The organism is Piscibacillus halophilus (assembly GCF_900110685.1).
Classification (GTDB): Bacteria; Bacillota; Bacilli; order Bacillales; family Alkalibacillaceae; genus Piscibacillus; species Piscibacillus halophilus.
Genome location: NZ_FOES01000016.1, coordinates 20,481 through 38,234, shown reverse-complemented (window position 1 = coordinate 38,234; position 17,754 = coordinate 20,481). Strand labels below are relative to the sequence as shown.

Below are 17,754 nucleotides of genomic sequence, written 5' to 3'. Positions count from 1 at the left end.
TAAATAAGGTGGTGCTTGAATGATTAAACCTAAAAGAGTTTTTATGCTTCTCCTAACTTTAATGTTAGTCATTTCTCAATTATTCTTGACGACAAGCCAACCAAGAGTCACAGCCTCAGAGGAAACAGCTAAGGATTTAATCATCCTACAAAATGTACCTGACATTGATCCAGATACTGATCATCTAAAGCTCGATGCACTCAACATTTTTGAAGAAGGTCATTTTACCCTAGCTTCTTTAGATCTAGAATGGTCCTCTTCTAACGAAAATGTCGCAACAGTCGATGATCAAGGTCAAGTTTCATTAACTGGACAAAATGGCCGAACCTTTATTAGCGTGACGGATGGTCAATTCGAAGATCGAATAGCAATTGATTATAAAGTTGACCCGAATGATAAAGGTAAAGGCAAACCAAATTCTAAAGTCAAAATCATTAAAGAAAAAGGCGAGCGTTATAATGTCCTTGAACATGCCGTTTCAGCTTTAACGATCGAAGAAAAAGTAGGTCAAATGCTGATGCCAGATTTCCGTACATGGAACGGTGAGGACGTGACCGAAATGCTCCCTGAGATTGAACAGCTCGTCAAAGATTATCATTTAGGAGGCATTATTTTATTTAGAGAAAATGTTGTCACCACTGAACAAACGACTCAATTAGTCTCAGATTATCAAGATGCGGCTGAAAAATTTGGGTTATTGATGACGATTGACCAAGAAGGTGGAATTGTCACACGTTTACAATCTGGAACTGATATGCCTGGTAATATGGCTTTAGGTGCAACACGTTCACAAGACATATCATATCGTGTTGGACAAGCCATTGGAGAAGAATTAAATTCTCTAGGCATCAACACTAATTTTGCCCCTGTTATGGATGTGAATAATAATCCGGACAACCCGGTAATTGGTGTTCGATCATTCGGCGAAGATCCAGACTTAGTGGCCGACATGGGTATTAGCTACACTAAAGGGTTGCAATCTGCGGGTGTTGCAGCTACAGCTAAACACTTCCCAGGACATGGGGACACAGACGTTGACTCGCATTTAGGGTTACCAGAAGTGCCACATGATAAAGAGCGACTAGAAGCAATTGAGCTTTACCCATTTCAACAAGCGATGGATTCCGGATTAGATATGATTATGACAGCTCATGTCACCTTTCCAAAAATCGACGACACTAAAGTCATATCTAAAAAAACAGGTGAAGAAATTGCATTGCCTGCAACTCTTTCACACAAAGTCCTAACTGAGCTCATGCGTGAAGAAATGGGCTTTGATGGTGTCATTACCACTGATGCCTTAAACATGAATGCCATTACGGATCACTTTGGACCTGTTGACGCTGTAATTCGTGCCGTACAAGCAGGCTCGGATATTGTACTAATGCCGGTTGGCTTAGAAGAAGTAAGAGAGGGGTTATTAACAGCGATTGAAAAAGGTGAGATTTCTGAAAGTCGCATCGACGCCTCAGTTAAACGCATTTTAACCCTTAAGCTTCAACGCGGTATTATTAAACAGGAGAATCCAGAATCAATCGAGGACAAAATCGATAATGCTCTTGAGGTGGTCGGATCTGACGAACATAAAGCTATTGAAGCAGAAGCTGCAGCAGAATCGATTACATTAGTAAAAAATGATGACGTCTTACCACTCGTATCGAATCAAACTGATAACATTGTTGTAATCGGTAACACATATATTTCTAGCCTAGGAGATGCAATAAAACAACATCATGATCAAACAACCGTTATCCAAACATCAGGTGATTTAACCGACGAACAACTTGAACAGATAAGAAATGCAGACGCAGTCGTTGCTGGTTCATACACATATAATGTTTCGGGGCGATCACCAGATAATCCTCAAATGCAGTTAATTAACACGATTATAGAGGAAACAGAAAGTCCTGTCATTGGTGTCGGCATTAGAAACCCATATGACATCAGTGCATACCCAGATATTGATGCCTATATTGCTCAATACGGATTCAGGGAGGCAAGTTTTAAAGCGACAGCTGATACCATTTTCGGAGAAAATAATCCTTCGGGGTTATTACCAGTCACAATCCCAAATAATGACGGAGATGTGTTATTTGAGTACGACTATGGCTTAAGTTATTAACGAATCACCATGTCATTAATCAAACATCGAAAGTGAATTCAGAGAGATACAATTCATGCAGGAAAGAGGTCTTTATACAAAAAGGATGAGGAGGAATTTATAATGAAAAAATGGCTCATATCCTTAATCGCACTTGCTCTTGTTTTTACTTCAATTTCTGTCGTTATGGCAGACAACAGTAATGGAAACGGTAAGGCAAAAGGAAAACATAAAAGTTTAGAGCTTGGTGTTGAGGTTCTGTTAAATGAACAAAAAGAATTAATAGATGGGAAAAATGTTGGCTTAATCACGAATCCAACCGGCGTTGACAAAGAGCTTAATAGCATTGTAGATACGTTGCACAACGATCCAGATGTTAACTTAACGGCTTTATATGGACCGGAGCATGGTGTACGTGGAGATGCGCAAGCAGGTGAATACGTTGAATTTTATATCGATGAAATAACTGGACTTCCTGTATATAGCTTATACGGTCAAACACGTAAGCCGACCCCAGAAATGCTAGAGGATATAGATGTCCTGTTGTTTGATATACAGGATGTCGGAACACGCTTCTACACCTACATTTACACAATGGCCTATGCTATGGAAGCAGCTGAGGAAAACGACATCGAGTTTGTCGTTTTGGACCGTCCTAATCCAATTAGTGGAACAAAAGTTCAAGGGCCAGTCTTAGAAGAAGAATACAAATCATTTGTCGGAAACTATGAAATCCCACTTCGTCACGGTATGACGGTTGGTGAGCTAGCAAACTTATTTAATGAAGAATTTGAGATTGGTGCTGACTTAACCGTTGTTGAAATGAACGGCTGGAAGCGCAATATGTATTACGAAGATACAAATCTAGAATTCGTATTACCGTCACCAAATATGCCGACTTTAAATACAGCTCTCGTTTATCCAGGAGCAGCCTTAATTGAAGGAACGAATGTATCTGAGGGTCGGGGTACAACTAAGCCATTTGAGCTAATTGGCGCACCATTTATTAATTCTGCAGAATTAGCGACACACTTAAACAATCAAAATTTACCAGGTGTGACATTCCGTGCTGCATCCTTTACACCTACTTTTTCTAAGCATGCAGGTGATCTCTCACACGGAATTGAAATCCATGTGACACACCAACAATCATATAACCCTGTTACGACAGGTTTACACATCGTCAAAGCCATTCATGACCTATACCCTGAGGACTTTGAATTCCGTGCTGAAAACAGTGCAGGTATTTCCTTCTTTGACAACTTAATCGGTAATGGCTGGGTTCGTGAAGCGATCGAAAACGGTGAATCTGTTGGAGATATTCAAGATGAATGGCAGGATGAACTAAATGAATTCAAGGAAATTCGCGAAAATTACTTACTATATTAATTTAACCTTAGGTTGACTCTTGTTATAAAGGGCTGTCCCAAAAGTCGTGAAAATGACTCATTGGGTTCAGCCCATTTTATATGCCAAAATATACCTTACTTAAATTTGGTTCATGATAGGAATTCTTAAATTTCTAAAATAAAGTTCGAGCACCGTACTATTTATTTTTTAGACTTTTCGATAAAATAAGGAATACTAATGGAATTATTATATGGAGGATTCATCATGAAATACGTCGCTCGATACTTAAAACCGTACTATTTACATATGATCATTGCTTGGTCGTTAATGTTAATAGAGTTAACAGTTGAACTACTCCTTCCCATTTTCTTAGGAAGAATGATTGATGAAGGAATTCAAACTCAAAATTTAAACACCATTATTTATTGGGGATCCATCATGATTGGGTTGGCTCTTTTATCATTTGCAGCAGGTATTATTAACTCATTTTATTCAGCACACGTGACATTTAAATTTGGATATGATGTCCGTCAAAAATTATTTGAGAAAGTCCAAGCATTTTCCTTTAAAAATTTAAACGAATACCCAACCTCATCATTAATCACTCGTTTTACCAACGATATTCGAATGATTCAAAACGGGATCTTCATGGGGCTCCGGATTATGCTTCGTGCCCCATTGTTAGTACTCGGTGGGGTGATGATGGCCTTTATCGTCAATTGGAGAATCGCATTAATTTTCCTCGTAACCGTCCCACTATTAATCGGCTTTTTACTGTTAATCGTTCGTAAAGCCGGAAAATTATTCGGTAAAGTACAAGAGCGTTTAGATAACGTGAATCGTGTCATGCAAGAAAACTTATCTGGGATTCGGCTCATTAAAGCATTCTTACGCAAAAAACATGAAACGAACCGCTTTATAGGTGCGAATACAGAATTAATGAACTATACGAAAACTTCATTACGACTCATTGAAACGTCCATGCCTGTTTTACTGCTTGTCATGAATATGAGCTTACTTTTTATATTATGGTATGGAAACATTGAAGTTGGAAACAACAATGCACAAGTCGGTGATGTTGTGGCAATTGTTAACTATGCACTTCGAGTTTCGATGGCGATTTCGATGTTCGGATTCTTAACGATGGCGATTGCTCGCATGAAGGCCTCAGCAGACCGTATTGGGAATGTATTAGATGCTGAGATTGATTTGTTAGAGTCTGAAGATGCGAATGACCAATATCGTGTAAAGGACGGAGCAATTGAGTTTTCCAATGTGTCATTCCGTTACCCTAATCTAAAAGAAGACGTGTTGTCGGATTTATCGTTTATGATTAAACCAAAAGAACACATTGCGATTATTGGAGCAACTGGTTCTGGGAAAACTTCTCTCTTCCAGTTAATCCCGCGATTATATGATGTGACAAAAGGATCTGTTTACCTAGACGGTCATGATGTTCGTGATTTCAAGCTGAACCATTTACGTCGAGCCATCGGTTATGTTCCCCAAGCCCCACTACTTTTTACTGGTTCGATTCGTGAAAATATTCGTTGGGGTAAAAATAATGCTACTGAAGATGACATCATCCAAGCGGCTAAAGATGCTCAAATCCATGAGACTATTAAGGAATTGCCTAATGGCTATGATACCAAAATAGGTCAGAAAGGAGTTAACTTATCCGGTGGTCAAAAACAGCGCGTTTCCATTGCACGTGCTTTAATTAGAAAGCCAAATATTTTAATGCTTGACGACAGTACGAGCGCACTTGATTTAAAAACAGAATCACGCTTACTAGAAGCCATTCAAGGCTATGAATGTACGACCTTAATTGTCACGCAAAAGGTTACCACAGCGATGAATGCCGACCGAATTTTCTTGATGGATGATGGTAAATTGCTTGATGTAGGTCGTCATGAGCAATTATTGAAGTCCTCTAATCTTTATCGAAAAATTGTCGAATCACAGTTCGGAAAGGAGGGTGTGCATGAGTATTAAACGACTGCTAACAGAGCCATTTACGTACGACAAAGTTGATCTAAGTGAAGCTGATCGTGTTAATGATCCAAGAGCAAAGCCTAAAGTCCGCGATTGGAAAGGCACGTTAAAACGCATTTGGAACATGATGATGGCTGAAAAATGGATGCTATTGTTCGTGTTTCTAATGGTCGTTATCTCCTCTGCTCTTGCCATCCTCGGACCGTATATGATTGGGATGGCAGTGGATGATTATATAGTCGAACGAGAATTTGCTGGACTAGGCCAAGTGATGCTTGCTTTATTAGTCATTTACATCTTTTATTCTCTATCTATGTTCTTGCAGCAATTTTTCATGATTGGAATTGCTCAACATACGGTTTATGACTTAAGGAAACAGTTATTTAATCAACTACACTTACTTCCAATTGCATTTTTTGATAAACGACAATTCGGAGAAATTATGAGTCGTGTGACAAATGACGTCGATAACGTTAGTAACACTCTTAACTCTTCTGTTATTCAAATCTTTTCAAGTGTCCTAACATTAATTGGGACTGTGGCAGTTATGATGTATTTAAGTCCTATATTAGCCCTTGTAACTCTTTCGATTATTCCAATGATGGTATTCGGAATGAAATGGATTACGAAACGTACAGGTCCTCTTTTTAAAATCCAACAAAAACGACTTGGCGACCTAAACGGATACGTAGAAGAAACGGTATCTGGACAAAAAATCGTTAAAACCTTCTCTCAAGAAGATCGAGTTAAACATACCTTCGAAGAAAAAAACGATCAAGTAATGATGGCAAGTTTTTGGGCAGCTGCGATCTCAGGGTTTATTCCAAAACTTATGAACATGTTAAATTCATTCAGCTTTGCAATCATTGCGTTTATCGGCGGGGTTTTAGTTTTAAATAATATGGCAACTGTAGGGACCATCGTCATTTTTACAGAACTTGCTCGTCAGTTTACTAGACCATTAAATGAACTATCTAACCAATTTAATCAACTATTATCTGCGATCGCTGGTGCAGAACGTGTCTTTGATATCATTGATGAAGACAGCGAGGAATTAGATGAAGGCCAAGCAATAGAAATTGACGAACCAAAAGGAGATGTGGAATTCCAACACGTTACTTTTTCTTATGATGAAGATGAAGTCGTGTTAAAAGACGTATCATTTAAAGCGAATGCAGGAGAAACCGTAGCATTTGTCGGCCATACCGGAGCTGGTAAAACAACGATTATTAACTTAATTTCACGCTTTTACAATTATGATCGTGGAAAAATTTTATTAGATGGAAAAGAAATTAAAGATATCAAACGGTCTAGTTTAAGAAAATATATGGCGTTTGTTTTACAGGATGCATTTTTATTTGAAGGAACGATCAAAGAAAATATTCGTTACGGACGACTTGATGCTACCGATGAGGAAGTTATTGAAGCCGCCAGGAACGCAAATGCACACTCATTTATTATGAAATTTCCTGATCAGTATGATACAGTACTCGATCCTAATGGCACAGGGATTAGCCAAGGACAAATGCAACTTCTCACAATTGCCCGTGCCTTACTTGCTGATCCAAAAATCCTTGTTTTAGATGAAGCGACGAGTAGTATTGATACGGTGACTGAAGTAAAAATTCAAGAGGCATTACAACGTCTGATGAAAGGGCGCACTAGCTTTGTCATTGCCCATCGTCTCAATACGATCCAAAGTGCGGATCAAATTATTATGTTAGAACATGGTCAAATCATTGAAAAAGGTACTCATCAATCACTAATCAAACAAGGTGGACATTATGCCAACCTATATCAAAGTCAATTAGACAATTTGGCAAATTAAAGTGGCGAGCCGAATAGCTCGCCACTTTTAATTAACCCCTAATCTTTTTGCCCAATTTTTCTTGAATAATGATTGAATGTCCTCATCGATTGAAATTTCAACTTCCGGCATTCCTGCTGCACCTGGTGTGATTTCATATTTATCGAACCTAAATACTAACTTACCATCTCGAATAAACATATTTTCAAACATATATTTTGGCTGATTAACCCACTGATCCAACTCTTCTTCAAAAACACCTAAATCAGGTTGATCCAATAATGCTTGTTGAACTTTAGGTCGTATGATATCACGAGCCTTTCGAGTATTTTTAAACAGCTCTCCTTGCTTTATGATCCGGTTCTTTTTCAAATCAACTAACCATGTGTGGCCTGTTTCGTTAACATTGGCACCACCTGTATACTCTGATTCTGTAAAGACTAGCGAGTATAGGTCTTCACCAGACTCATATATGTCCAGGTTAACGTTCAGATTCCCTGGTCGTTCTTCAGTTACGTTCCCTTCAATAACTGTTAAAAACTGATCATTGGTTCGTTTCATGTAACCTTTAAAAAAGTTATTAAGCCCCTCCGACTTAAAGAATGGCAATTCAAATTTAATACTGTACAAATCCTCTTTGGTCTCATATGTTAATAATCTAATCTCATCAAAATCAGTCTCCACAATGTCGAAATCTTTTTCCTGATCAACATGTATCTCCTCTGCACTTGAGAAAATAGCCGAGAGTATATTACCAATAATAAAACTAATGATAAAAGCAATAACAAAGTACTTAACAGTTTGTTTGGCATTGTGATTCATACCGACTCCTCTTTCTAGTATATTTGTATATTTTTAGTTAAACCAAGATTAGAAGAATTATGCATATTTACCAAAGAAAATTACATTTTAAAAAACCTTCGCATCTATGCGAAGGTTTTTTAGCGGTCTATTTTATCAAAATTGAAAGGTTAACTGCTTATAAAACTTTATCGAGAAAATCTTTTGCACGTTCAGTTTTAGCAGAAGCAAAAAACTCAGTTGGTTTTGCTTCCTCGACAATTTTTCCATAATCCATAAAAATAATTCGATCGGCCACTTCACGCGCAAATCCCATTTCATGTGTGACGACGACCATTGTCATACCTGTATTGGCAAGAGACTTAATAACATCTAGGACTTCTTTAACCATTTCAGGATCTAATGCAGACGTTGGTTCATCAAACAACATAAGTTCAGGCTCCATGGCAAGAGCACGTGCAATAGCGACACGTTGTTTTTGCCCACCTGATAAGCTATTCGGATAAGCTTGTTCTTTATCACTTAATCCGACTTTAGACAGTAATAGCTTGGCTTGTTGCTCAGCTTCTTGCTTTGACAATTCCTTCACGGTCATCGGTGCATAGGTTAAATTATCGATCACTTTCATATGTGGAAATAGGTGAAAATGCTGAAATACCATACCAATCTTTTGTCTAACCTTTAAGATATTGGTTGTCGGTACCGTCAGATCCTCACCATCAACCCAAATATGGCCATCCGTTGGTGTTTCAAGTAAGTTCAAGCATCTTAATAGTGTAGATTTTCCAGAACCAGAAGGGCCAATGACAGCAACAACTTCACCTTTTTCAATGGTCGTATCAATATTTTGTAAAACCTCTAGATCTCCAAAACTTTTATATAAACTTTCCACTTTAATCACTCTGACTCAACCTCCGTTCAAGTAACTTCCCTAACAATGTAAGAATCATTACGATGACATAATAAATTAAGCCAACAAATAAATATGCTTCGAAGTTACGATATAAATCCGCACCAACAACCGTTGCGCGGCGCATTAAGTCAAGGTAGTTAATGACTGATACGATGGCCGATTCTTTTGTTAACGTTATAAATTCATTCATTAATGCTGGTAAAATGTTTTTCATGGCTTGTGGCATAATAATTCTGACCATTGTCTGACGATATGGAATCCCTAAAGCTTCAGCAGCTTCTTTTTGACCTTTATCAACCGCTTGTATTCCCGCACGGATGATTTCAGATACATAAGCAGATGAATTTAAACCAAATGTTAAAATAGCAGCTAAAAACTCTGAAATATCATAGCCTAATACTTGTGGAATCCCATAATACACAAACATTAATTGAAGAATCAGAGGCGTTCCGCGAAATATAGACGTATAAAAATCTGCCAGCCACCTTAAAACTTTAACATCACTTATTTTAACTAATGCGATCACTGCACCTAATAAAAATCCAATAATAATAGCAATAATAACAAATCGTAACGTTACCCATATTCCTTCCAGCATAAAAGGAATATAAGGCACGATTTGGGTGAAATCCAAATTCATGCCTTAACACCTCAATTCTATGTTTAGTCTTCGTTTAATTCCCATTTTTCTGCGAGTTCATCAATCGTACCGTCTTCTAAATATTCATCGATAATCGCACTAACCTCATCTTTTAGTTCACTTCCCTTTGGAAATGCAACTGCCATCCCTGGTGAGCTAATAGTAGGATCATCAAATCCAGCTAAATCTTGTTCTTTGATATAACCTTCAGCAACCGTTTTATCCATATAACCGACATCAATTCTTCCAGATTTAAGCTCTTGAATTAATGTACTCCCTTGATCCATTGACTTAATTTCAAAGTCAATCTCTTTCTGTAATTCTTCTGCACCTTCATGTTGAATGGTACCTAATTGCACCCCAACGATTTTTCCTTCTAAATCATCAATACTTTTAATGTTCGAATCTTTTGCAGTTACAAACATTTCACCTGAATGATGATATTCCGTCGAGAAGTCAACGTTTTCCTGACGCTCTTCTGTTGCTGACATTCCAGCCATCACCATATCGACACGATCAGCTTGAAGCGAACCTACTAATCCATCAAACTTCATGTCCTTAATTTTCAGCTCATAACCTAACTCTTCAGCAATCAAATGAGCTAAATCAATGTCAAAACCTTCGAATTCTCCTTCAGGTGTGAATGATTCAAACGGCGGGTAATCAGCTGAGGTTCCCATAATCAACGTGCCTTTGCTTTCTTCTTGTTCAGCTTCAGAGTTTCCCTCCGCTTCAGCATTACTCGTTCCACACGCTGCAAGTAAAAATAATAGAATCATAGATAAAACCGGTAAACATATTTTTTTAAACATTGTATAATCCCCTCTCAAAATTGTATATTTATACGATTAAATGAATATTAACACATAATTATGCATAAAAACACCTTTTTATATAAAGAAAAATAATTCAGATAATTGAAAGGGCATACATTAATGATGCAAGATTATAAATGTGACCATAAAAAAACAACGAACGTTAAATCCGCTCGTTGTTTATCTATCTATGAATTTATTATTCATATTCTCCAATTAAGTCGAGAACTTCCTCAACTAATGACGTATCGACCGCTTGATCAAAATCTACTTCACCTTTAATTGCGCCGTTTTCCTTATAAACCTCATATTGATTCTTAATGTCCTCTACAAACATACGGCCATTTGGATTTAAACCTGTTACACCTACTTTTTTCCAAAGCTCTGGATCTTTTAACGCTGTATATTCAGTCATAATTTCGATCACACGATCTAAATCCCCTGTTTCTTTAATAAAGGCATCGTTATAATCACGAACTCCTTTTAAGTAGGCTGCCATAAAACGTTGCGCAACATCTCTTTCCTCAGTTAAAAATTTAGGAGAACCGAGTACCATTGCGATTTGTGCTTCGGGAGCGTAATCAGTTGCATCTTTAAATCGAACATGTAAATCTTGTGATTCACCCTGTGTTATCAGTGGTTCGATTTGTAATGCGGCATCAATTGATTGATTTCCCATTGCTGCCAACATGTTACCGAAGTCTGACATTAACACGAATTCAACATCATCTCTAGTTAATCCAGCATGACTTAACATTTCACCAAAAATGTAATCATCGACAGCATTCCTAGAAGATACAGCAATCGTTCTTCCTTTAAAATCTTCATAATCTACAATCTCATCTTGTAGATCCTCTCGAATCACAAATGTAAAATACGAACTCCCTGGAGTGTTATGCCCCTTATCCGCAATCATACGGACGTCAATCCCTTGAGCAATGGAATTAAAAAATGAGGCTGTTGAAATTCCACCTGCGACATCCACTTCACCAGCAGCTATAGCTGGTAGCATCTCATCACTATTACTAAACGTCGCAAATTCAACTTCTATGTTGTAATCCTCAAAATATCCCATTTCATTTGCGATGTAAAAACCAGCTCCAGAAGCAGCTCCATCTTCCGCAATAACCACAGTCGCACGTTCTTCTAACGGCTCTAAACCTTCTTCAGTCTCGTTTCCTGACCCTTCCTTTCCCTCATCTTGACTACATGCACCTAAAGTCAAGAATATTGCTAAAAGCGGAAATGCTAACCACTTTTTCAACATACTCACTCTACCTTTCATGATTGATTTCTTGATTCTTGGACCTCATCTTGGAGGTGGTTCCAAATTTTTAAGAAAACATCAGCTGTATTAGGATCAGACCGCACTTGTGTCATCTGACGCGGTCTCGGTAAATCAATTTTAACTTCTTCTTTAATCGTCCCTGGTTGAGAAGTCATTAAGAAGATTCGATCACTAAGTAATATCGCTTCATCAATACTGTGCGTAATAAAAATAACCGTCTTTTTCGTCTCTTCCCAAATCGAAAGTAATTCCTCTTGTAAAATAAATTTGTTTTGCTCATCTAGAGCTGCAAATGGTTCATCCATTAATAAAATTTCAGGATCATTCGCAAAAGCTCGAGCAATGCTCACTCGTTGTTTCATTCCACCTGATAATTCTTTAGGGAACAAGTTTTTATACTTTGTTAAACCAACTTTTTCAAGATATAGATTCGTTCGCTCTTTGATTAACTTCTTAGGAGCGTGACGCATTCTTAATCCAAGAGCAACATTCTCTTCAACCGTCATCCAAGGTATGACACCTTGTTCTTGAAACACCATTGACTGTAAAGGACGTTCTGACCCGTTCACTTCTATGTTGTAGTCACCAGAGCTTGGTTTTTCCAATCCAGCTAATATTCGAAGTAATGTCGTTTTCCCACAACCACTTGGACCTAATATACAAACAAATTCGCCATCTCGAATCGAAAAGTTTATGTCCTCTAGGGCCATGACGCGCTCTCTATTTTTCAAAAACACCTTTGTTAAATGATCCACTTGAATTTTCTTTTCATATTGCAACGTCATTCCCTCCTACTTCCATGGAATCAACTTGCTTTGCAGGCCCCGCAATAATAACGAGAACAAGTAGCCAAAAAACGATATTAAGATGAGACCTACAAACATTTCTGAAATGAGAAAAGCTTTATAATTCATCCAAATAACATAACCAATTCCTGAATTCGCACCAATCATTTCAGCGGCGACAATCGTTAATAACGCAATTGCCTGCCCCATTTGAATTCCTTCCATCATGACTGGCATGGCCCCAGGTAATGCAATTTTCATAAAAAAGTCTTTTGGGTTCGCACCATAGTTTTTCGCCACATCTGAATACACTTTATCGATATTCATCACACCTGCGACCGTATTAATAACGACTGGGAAAAATACACTTGCTGCAATCGTCACCATTTTTGAAAACTCACCAATTCCAAAAATAATTAAAATAATTGGTAACATCGCAAGAGTTGGAATCGGCATTAAAGCCATGATCAGTGGCGAGAAAAAATGCCTAATGGATGAGTACATTCCCATGATCAAACCTAATGTGATTGCTGGGATCACTCCCATTAAAAACCCAAACAATATTCGAGTTAAACTCACTTTGACATGTTCAAATAACTCGCCAGAAGCACTCATCGAAATTAGCGTTTCAATAATAGTCGTTGGTGGCGGGAAAAACCTAGGATCAATAATGGCTGTCTGTGAAAGAATCTCCCAAATCAACAACATAAATACGGGCGAAGAGATTGTTAAAACTTGCTTGATTCGTTTACTCCGTTGCTTACGTTTAAAATCCTGTTGTTCCACCTCAACAGCTTTTTTTAACTCTTCCAAAGCTCTCACCTCTACGCTTCATACTATGCGTTGGGCGTTTATCCGTGTCTGTCCTAACTTTTTATGTTCGAAAAAATTGTGCATCAGCCCACACGGATTTATATCGGAAGGAATATTGCAACCACATCTGAACCTCATAAATATGTAAAATAAAACACAAAAAACCTAAGGCCCATTTTGGGACCTTAGGTTTTTTCTTAGAATCTATATATTACTAGGGGGAGTTTATGCTTAAGCTATCTTTTTATAGGGTAAGAGTTTTAATGTTTAAGAGATTACTCTGTATCTTCTTCAGAGCCTGTATCGCCTAAGTCAGTATCTTCCTCAGTATCATCTGTCATACCATCGTCAGTTTCTGTTTCATCAGTACTTGCATCATCTTCAGTACCTGCATTATCTTCCGTACCTGTTGAACCATCTTCAGTAGAGCCATCTTCCATATCTCCACTATCTTCAACAGCTGGATCTTCTGTTGCTGGATCCTCTGTATCGTCTCCGCCTCCGCAAGCTGCTAAGAATCCTGTACCTACTAGTAATGAACTGATAATGAATTTTTTCATTTCGAAACACTCCTTTTACATATTTTGAAATGTGTGTTCGCAACATTTTTATGTTGCATTACATAAATACCCGCCTTAAACAGATTTATAACGCATGTTATTAATTTGTAAACAAAGAAATGTTTAGTTAAAAATATATGTATCTTAAGTCCTAAAGAAAAATAGATATAATAGGTTTAATAGGATACTAGCCCTGCAAATATCGACTTATTTTTTACAAACATATAACAAAAACAGGTTTCTGTGTTATTAGAAACCTGTTTAGGAACAAAATAATATAGAATATTTAATTCTCTTCAGACATACCGTTTTACCCAAAGAGGATCAAGTAGCACGGCCTCAACTCTAAAAGTTGATATTACTACTTACTTTACACGTAACTGAACTTCACCAACTTGATCAAATTGCGCGCTATAAAGTCCTCTTTGTAACTTTTTTGGCATGATAAAGGTTCCGGATGAGATCACCAATCCTGGCATGAGTTGTTGCCCAGATCGGTTTAATTCCTGTACCAGCCATTTTATAGCATGAACAGGGTTTCCTAAAACGTCACTTGAATATCCTGTTGCTATTACTTCACTGTCTAATGTCACTGTAGCTTTAATTGAATTTAACTGATCCAAGGTAAGACCTGATTTAGGCTGACCCACTACGACTTTACCAGCAACTGCACGGTCAGCTACGATTTGTCCAAGTGTCAAATGGGGGAACCAATCTTCATAACGGGAATCTGGTATTTCGATTCCTGGTGCGATTCGTGTTTTTTGTAAAATGGCCGTTTCATCATCATCGATTGTGATCTTGTCATCTACAAAAAACATGAGCTCCACTTCGACTAAAGGTTCCGACAGTTGATCTAGCATTAACTCACCGTCTAATACTAAAGAATCTTCCGTTAAAGCACCGTATAATGGTGCTTTCGCATCAAACAAACCCTGAGTTTCTTGACTTGTTAAACTAATTTTATAGCCTTTTAAAGGATTACCTCGTTTTGATTCCAATCCGATTAAATTCTTTTGAGTCTCATACGCTTCTTGAAGTGTTAAAGTACTCGAGGTAGACCGACTGATTCTCGGACCACCATGAGTTGCATGATGTAACCTCTCTAATAAGCTCACATACCCCACTCCCTAACTAACTTTCGATTGAGCTACACTTGGGTAGCCTTGACGTTTTTCTTGATAGACCTGCCATACAAACCACACCATCACTACCACCCATAGAATGGTCCCGAGAATCATAGAAAGAGAATAATCTAGTCCAAATCCTTCTGGCGCATAGAAAATATATGTCGCTGTCACACCGGTCATAACCGTTGCGGGCACACTACAAATCCAATGGAATTTTGCTTGTTTTAATAGATAAATAGCTGCTGTCCATAGCATTACCGTTGCAACGACTTGATTGGTCCACCCAACATAACGCCATAAGAATGAATAATCAATTTGTGATAATAGAAAAGCAGGTAATGCAACCGGTACGATGAGTAACAACTTCGCTTTTTTACCAGCAAAATCTAGTTTTGTTGTTTGAGTAAGTAAATCACCTAACATCATACGAGATGATCTAAGGGCCGTATCTCCTGTTGTAATAGGTAAAATAATGACACCTAGAATCGCTAAAATCCCTCCAAGTGTTCCTAATGTTGTCTGACTGATTTCATTAACAACACCCGCAGCTCCACCAGCAGCAATGGCCTCTTGAAGGCCTCCAGTACTTCCAAAGAAAGTCATCCCTGCAGCTGCCCAAATTAAAGTAATCACCCCTTCAGCTACCATAGCACCATAAAATACTTTACGCCCTTCCGACTCTTTTTTTAACGTTCTTGCCAAAATTGGACTTTGTGTACTATGAAACCCTGAAATCGCTCCACATGAAATCGTCACCATTAATAATGGCCAAAGTGGCAACTCCCCAGGGTGCATGTTTTCAAACGTTAAGTTCGGGATTGGGTTTTCAAAAATAAAGAGCATACCAAACCCGACCGCTACTGCCATAAACAACAAAATACCGCCGAAAATTGGATATATTTTTCCAATGACTTTATTAATCGGTAGCACAGCAGCGATTAATAGATAAAGAAATACGATGACAATCGCAGTCGTAAACGTTAGTGGTGTAATTTGCGCAATGAGTTCAGCTGGTCCTGCAGTAAAAGCTGCCGCGACTAGAACCATTAGTGCAATGGAGACGATATTTATAGCCGATTGTGCATACTTACCTAAGTATTTTCCAACAATGGTTGGATATTGTGCCCCGTTATGTCTTAAGGAAATCATTCCAGCAAAATAATCATGAACAGCCCCAGCAAAAATGGTTCCAATCACAATCCAAATAAATGCTACTGGACCATACAACGCTCCTAAGATGGCTCCAAAAATTGGACCAAGCCCAGCAATGTTTAATAGTTGAACCAAGCTTCCTTTCCACCAACTCATCGGACTGTAATCAAACCCATCATGTTTTGAATAGGCTGGTGTCGTTCGATGATCATCAGCGCCGAAAATTCGTTCAACCACCTTTCCGTAAATGATATACCCAAAGATTAAAATAAAGATGGATGCCATAAATGTCAGCATCACTGGACCCCCTTCCAATCATTTTTTTGAAAATTTAATCTGTATTCTACTCGTCTAACTTCCGCAAATCAACCTTTTTTAATAAATTTTTTAAAAATTCAAATAAAAACGCTTACATTTTAAAAAAGGGGTTGAAAACTAGTTCAACCTGTATTATCATTTTTATTAAAATTTTCGGATAATAAGGGAGATGACAACATGGAAAACCGTACACTTAGAGTGTTTAAAACAACAACTTATCGAGAAAAACCTAACAGCGACGAGCTTGCATTCGGTCGAACATTTACAGATCACATGTTTGTAATGGATTATTCCGAATCAGAAGGCTGGCACGATGCCAAAATCGTTCCCTATGAACCTCTTAAAGTTGACCCAGCTGCTATGGTCTTTCACTATGGCCAATCCGTATTTGAAGGCCTAAAAGCTTACCTAAGCCCCAAAGGTGAACCTCTTCTATTCCGTCCACGGAAAAATATCGCGAGACTTAACCAATCCAATGAACGTTTATGTATCCCACCGATTGATGAAGGATTTCTCTTACATGCTTTAAAACAATTAATCCATATTGAAAAAGACTGGATTCCGTCTTCAGAAGGAACGTCATTATATGTTCGTCCAGTGATCATTTCGACGGAACCATTTTTAGGAGTTGCTCCATCTAAGCAATATAAATTAGTCGTTATTTTATCGCCGGTTGGTGCTTACTACAAAGAAGGGATTAACCCTATAAAGATCGCTGTCGAAAATGAGTATGTTCGCGCAGTACGTGGTGGAACAGGTGAAGCGAAAACGGGCGGCAATTACGCGGCAAGTCTAAAAGCGCAAGAAATAGCCGCTAAAGATGGTTATTCACAAGTTTTGTGGCTAGACGGTATTGAGAAAAAGTATATTGAAGAAGTTGGTAGCATGAATGTCTTTTTCAAAATCGGTGATGAAGTCGTGACACCACAATTAAACGGAAGTATATTAAATGGGGTGACACGTAGTTCAGTCATTGAGATGTTAGAGCATTGGGGAGTCATGGTTAACGAGCGAAAATTAACGATTGAGGAATTATATTATGAGTATCAAAATGGAAATGTCCAAGAAGCGTTCGGCTCAGGTACGGCCGCTGTCATCTCACCCATTGGACAATTAGATTGGAACGAGCATCAAATGGTTTTTAATGGAGGAAAAACAGGTACTTTGGCTAAAAAGCTTTACGACACTCTAACGGGAATTCAGTACGGTCAAATAGACGATCCATTCAATTGGGTTGAAAAAGTCTTGCCTGAAGAAAAAATTGATAAAGTAGGATAAGCTTATCA

The 17,754-nt window shown here is 38.1% G+C and carries 15 protein-coding genes; 5 read left to right on the top strand and 10 right to left on the bottom strand.

Annotation, left to right across the window (positions count from 1 at the left end):
* Positions 1 to 19: 19 nt before the first annotated feature.
* From BMY57_RS08780 to BMY57_RS08765, 4 genes are all read left to right on the top strand, one after another.
* Complete coding sequence (locus tag BMY57_RS08780) at positions 20 to 2,122, top strand: glycoside hydrolase family 3 protein (protein WP_091773645.1); 2,103 nt, start codon at positions 20 to 22, stop codon at positions 2,120 to 2,122.
* Positions 2,123 to 2,224: 102 nt separating this feature from the next.
* On the top strand, positions 2,225 to 3,490 hold the full coding sequence (locus BMY57_RS08775) for an exo-beta-N-acetylmuramidase NamZ family protein (protein ID WP_091773644.1): 1,266 nt from the start codon (positions 2,225 to 2,227) through the stop codon (positions 3,488 to 3,490).
* A gap of 225 nt (positions 3,491 to 3,715) precedes the next feature.
* Complete coding sequence (locus BMY57_RS08770) at positions 3,716 to 5,446, top strand: ABC transporter ATP-binding protein (protein ID WP_091773643.1); 1,731 nt, start codon at positions 3,716 to 3,718, stop codon at positions 5,444 to 5,446.
* Positions 5,436 to 7,274, top strand: a complete 1,839-nt coding sequence (locus BMY57_RS08765; RefSeq protein WP_091773642.1) for an ABC transporter ATP-binding protein — start codon at positions 5,436 to 5,438, stop codon at positions 7,272 to 7,274. The genes BMY57_RS08770 and BMY57_RS08765 overlap by 11 nt, the downstream gene beginning before the upstream one ends.
* A 27-nt stretch (positions 7,275 to 7,301) precedes the next feature.
* On the opposite strand, the gene BMY57_RS08760 is transcribed toward BMY57_RS08765, so the two are convergent.
* From BMY57_RS08760 to BMY57_RS08715, 10 genes are all read right to left on the bottom strand, one after another.
* The gene (locus tag BMY57_RS08760) at positions 7,302 to 8,075 is read right to left on the bottom strand and encodes a DUF3298 and DUF4163 domain-containing protein (RefSeq protein WP_091773641.1); all 774 of its coding nucleotides are present in this window, start codon (positions 8,073 to 8,075) and stop codon (positions 7,302 to 7,304) included.
* Between the two features lie 157 nt (positions 8,076 to 8,232).
* The gene (locus BMY57_RS08755; protein WP_091773640.1) at positions 8,233 to 8,955 is read right to left on the bottom strand and encodes an amino acid ABC transporter ATP-binding protein; all 723 of its coding nucleotides are present in this window, start codon (positions 8,953 to 8,955) and stop codon (positions 8,233 to 8,235) included.
* Positions 8,948 to 9,607 (bottom strand): amino acid ABC transporter permease, encoded by a 660-nt coding sequence (locus tag BMY57_RS08750; RefSeq protein WP_091773639.1) that lies wholly within the window; start codon positions 9,605 to 9,607, stop codon positions 8,948 to 8,950. Before BMY57_RS08750 ends, BMY57_RS08755 begins: the two co-directional genes overlap by 8 nt.
* A gap of 23 nt (positions 9,608 to 9,630) precedes the next feature.
* Complete coding sequence (locus BMY57_RS08745) at positions 9,631 to 10,419, bottom strand: ABC transporter substrate-binding protein (protein ID WP_091773638.1); 789 nt, start codon at positions 10,417 to 10,419, stop codon at positions 9,631 to 9,633.
* A 202-nt stretch (positions 10,420 to 10,621) separates the two neighbouring features.
* Positions 10,622 to 11,686 (bottom strand): ABC transporter substrate-binding protein, encoded by a 1,065-nt coding sequence (locus BMY57_RS08740; RefSeq protein WP_256205283.1) that lies wholly within the window; start codon positions 11,684 to 11,686, stop codon positions 10,622 to 10,624.
* 17 nt (positions 11,687 to 11,703) lie between these two features.
* Positions 11,704 to 12,495, bottom strand: coding sequence for an ABC transporter ATP-binding protein (locus tag BMY57_RS08735; protein ID WP_091773636.1), 792 nt, complete (start codon positions 12,493 to 12,495; stop codon positions 11,704 to 11,706).
* A gap of 6 nt (positions 12,496 to 12,501) precedes the next feature.
* Positions 12,502 to 13,203, bottom strand: coding sequence for an ABC transporter permease (locus tag BMY57_RS08730; protein ID WP_423809560.1), 702 nt, complete (start codon positions 13,201 to 13,203; stop codon positions 12,502 to 12,504).
* 380 nt (positions 13,204 to 13,583) lie between these two features.
* Positions 13,584 to 13,868 carry a hypothetical protein gene (locus tag BMY57_RS08725; RefSeq protein WP_091773634.1) on the bottom strand — a complete coding sequence of 95 codons (285 nt, stop codon included), beginning with the start codon at positions 13,866 to 13,868 and terminating at the stop codon, positions 13,584 to 13,586.
* A 365-nt stretch (positions 13,869 to 14,233) separates the two neighbouring features.
* Complete coding sequence (locus BMY57_RS08720; protein WP_091773633.1) at positions 14,234 to 14,986, bottom strand: 2-keto-4-pentenoate hydratase; 753 nt, start codon at positions 14,984 to 14,986, stop codon at positions 14,234 to 14,236.
* 12 nt (positions 14,987 to 14,998) lie between these two features.
* Positions 14,999 to 16,447, bottom strand: coding sequence for a carbon starvation CstA family protein (locus tag BMY57_RS08715; RefSeq protein ID WP_091773632.1), 1,449 nt, complete (start codon positions 16,445 to 16,447; stop codon positions 14,999 to 15,001).
* 198 nt (positions 16,448 to 16,645) lie between these two features.
* On the opposite strand from BMY57_RS08715, the gene BMY57_RS08710 reads away from it, so the two are divergent.
* The gene (locus BMY57_RS08710; RefSeq protein ID WP_091773631.1) at positions 16,646 to 17,746 is read left to right on the top strand and encodes a branched-chain amino acid aminotransferase; all 1,101 of its coding nucleotides are present in this window, start codon (positions 16,646 to 16,648) and stop codon (positions 17,744 to 17,746) included.
* The last annotated feature ends 8 nt before the right edge of the window (positions 17,747 to 17,754 follow it).

Bases quoted from the DNA above. Each gene is read 5' to 3' on its own strand.
- BMY57_RS08710 (WP_091773631.1), top strand. From the start codon at position 16,646: ATGGAAAACCGTACACTTAGAGTGTTTAAAACAACAACTTATCGAGAA.
- BMY57_RS08770 (WP_091773643.1), top strand. From the start codon at position 3,716: ATGAAATACGTCGCTCGATACTTAAAACCGTACTATTTACATATGATC.
- BMY57_RS08725 (WP_091773634.1), bottom strand. From the start codon at position 13,868: ATGAAAAAATTCATTATCAGTTCATTACTAGTAGGTACAGGATTCTTA.
- BMY57_RS08715 (WP_091773632.1), bottom strand. From the start codon at position 16,447: ATGCTGACATTTATGGCATCCATCTTTATTTTAATCTTTGGGTATATC.
- BMY57_RS08780 (WP_091773645.1), top strand. From the start codon at position 20: ATGATTAAACCTAAAAGAGTTTTTATGCTTCTCCTAACTTTAATGTTA.
- BMY57_RS08750 (WP_091773639.1), bottom strand. From the start codon at position 9,607: ATGAATTTGGATTTCACCCAAATCGTGCCTTATATTCCTTTTATGCTG.
- BMY57_RS08775 (WP_091773644.1), top strand. From the start codon at position 2,225: ATGAAAAAATGGCTCATATCCTTAATCGCACTTGCTCTTGTTTTTACT.
- BMY57_RS08745 (WP_091773638.1), bottom strand. From the start codon at position 10,419: ATGTTTAAAAAAATATGTTTACCGGTTTTATCTATGATTCTATTATTT.
- BMY57_RS08730 (WP_423809560.1), bottom strand. From the start codon at position 13,203: ATGTTGTTGATTTGGGAGATTCTTTCACAGACAGCCATTATTGATCCT.
- BMY57_RS08765 (WP_091773642.1), top strand. From the start codon at position 5,436: ATGAGTATTAAACGACTGCTAACAGAGCCATTTACGTACGACAAAGTT.
- BMY57_RS08735 (WP_091773636.1), bottom strand. From the start codon at position 12,495: ATGACGTTGCAATATGAAAAGAAAATTCAAGTGGATCATTTAACAAAG.
- BMY57_RS08760 (WP_091773641.1), bottom strand. From the start codon at position 8,075: ATGAATCACAATGCCAAACAAACTGTTAAGTACTTTGTTATTGCTTTT.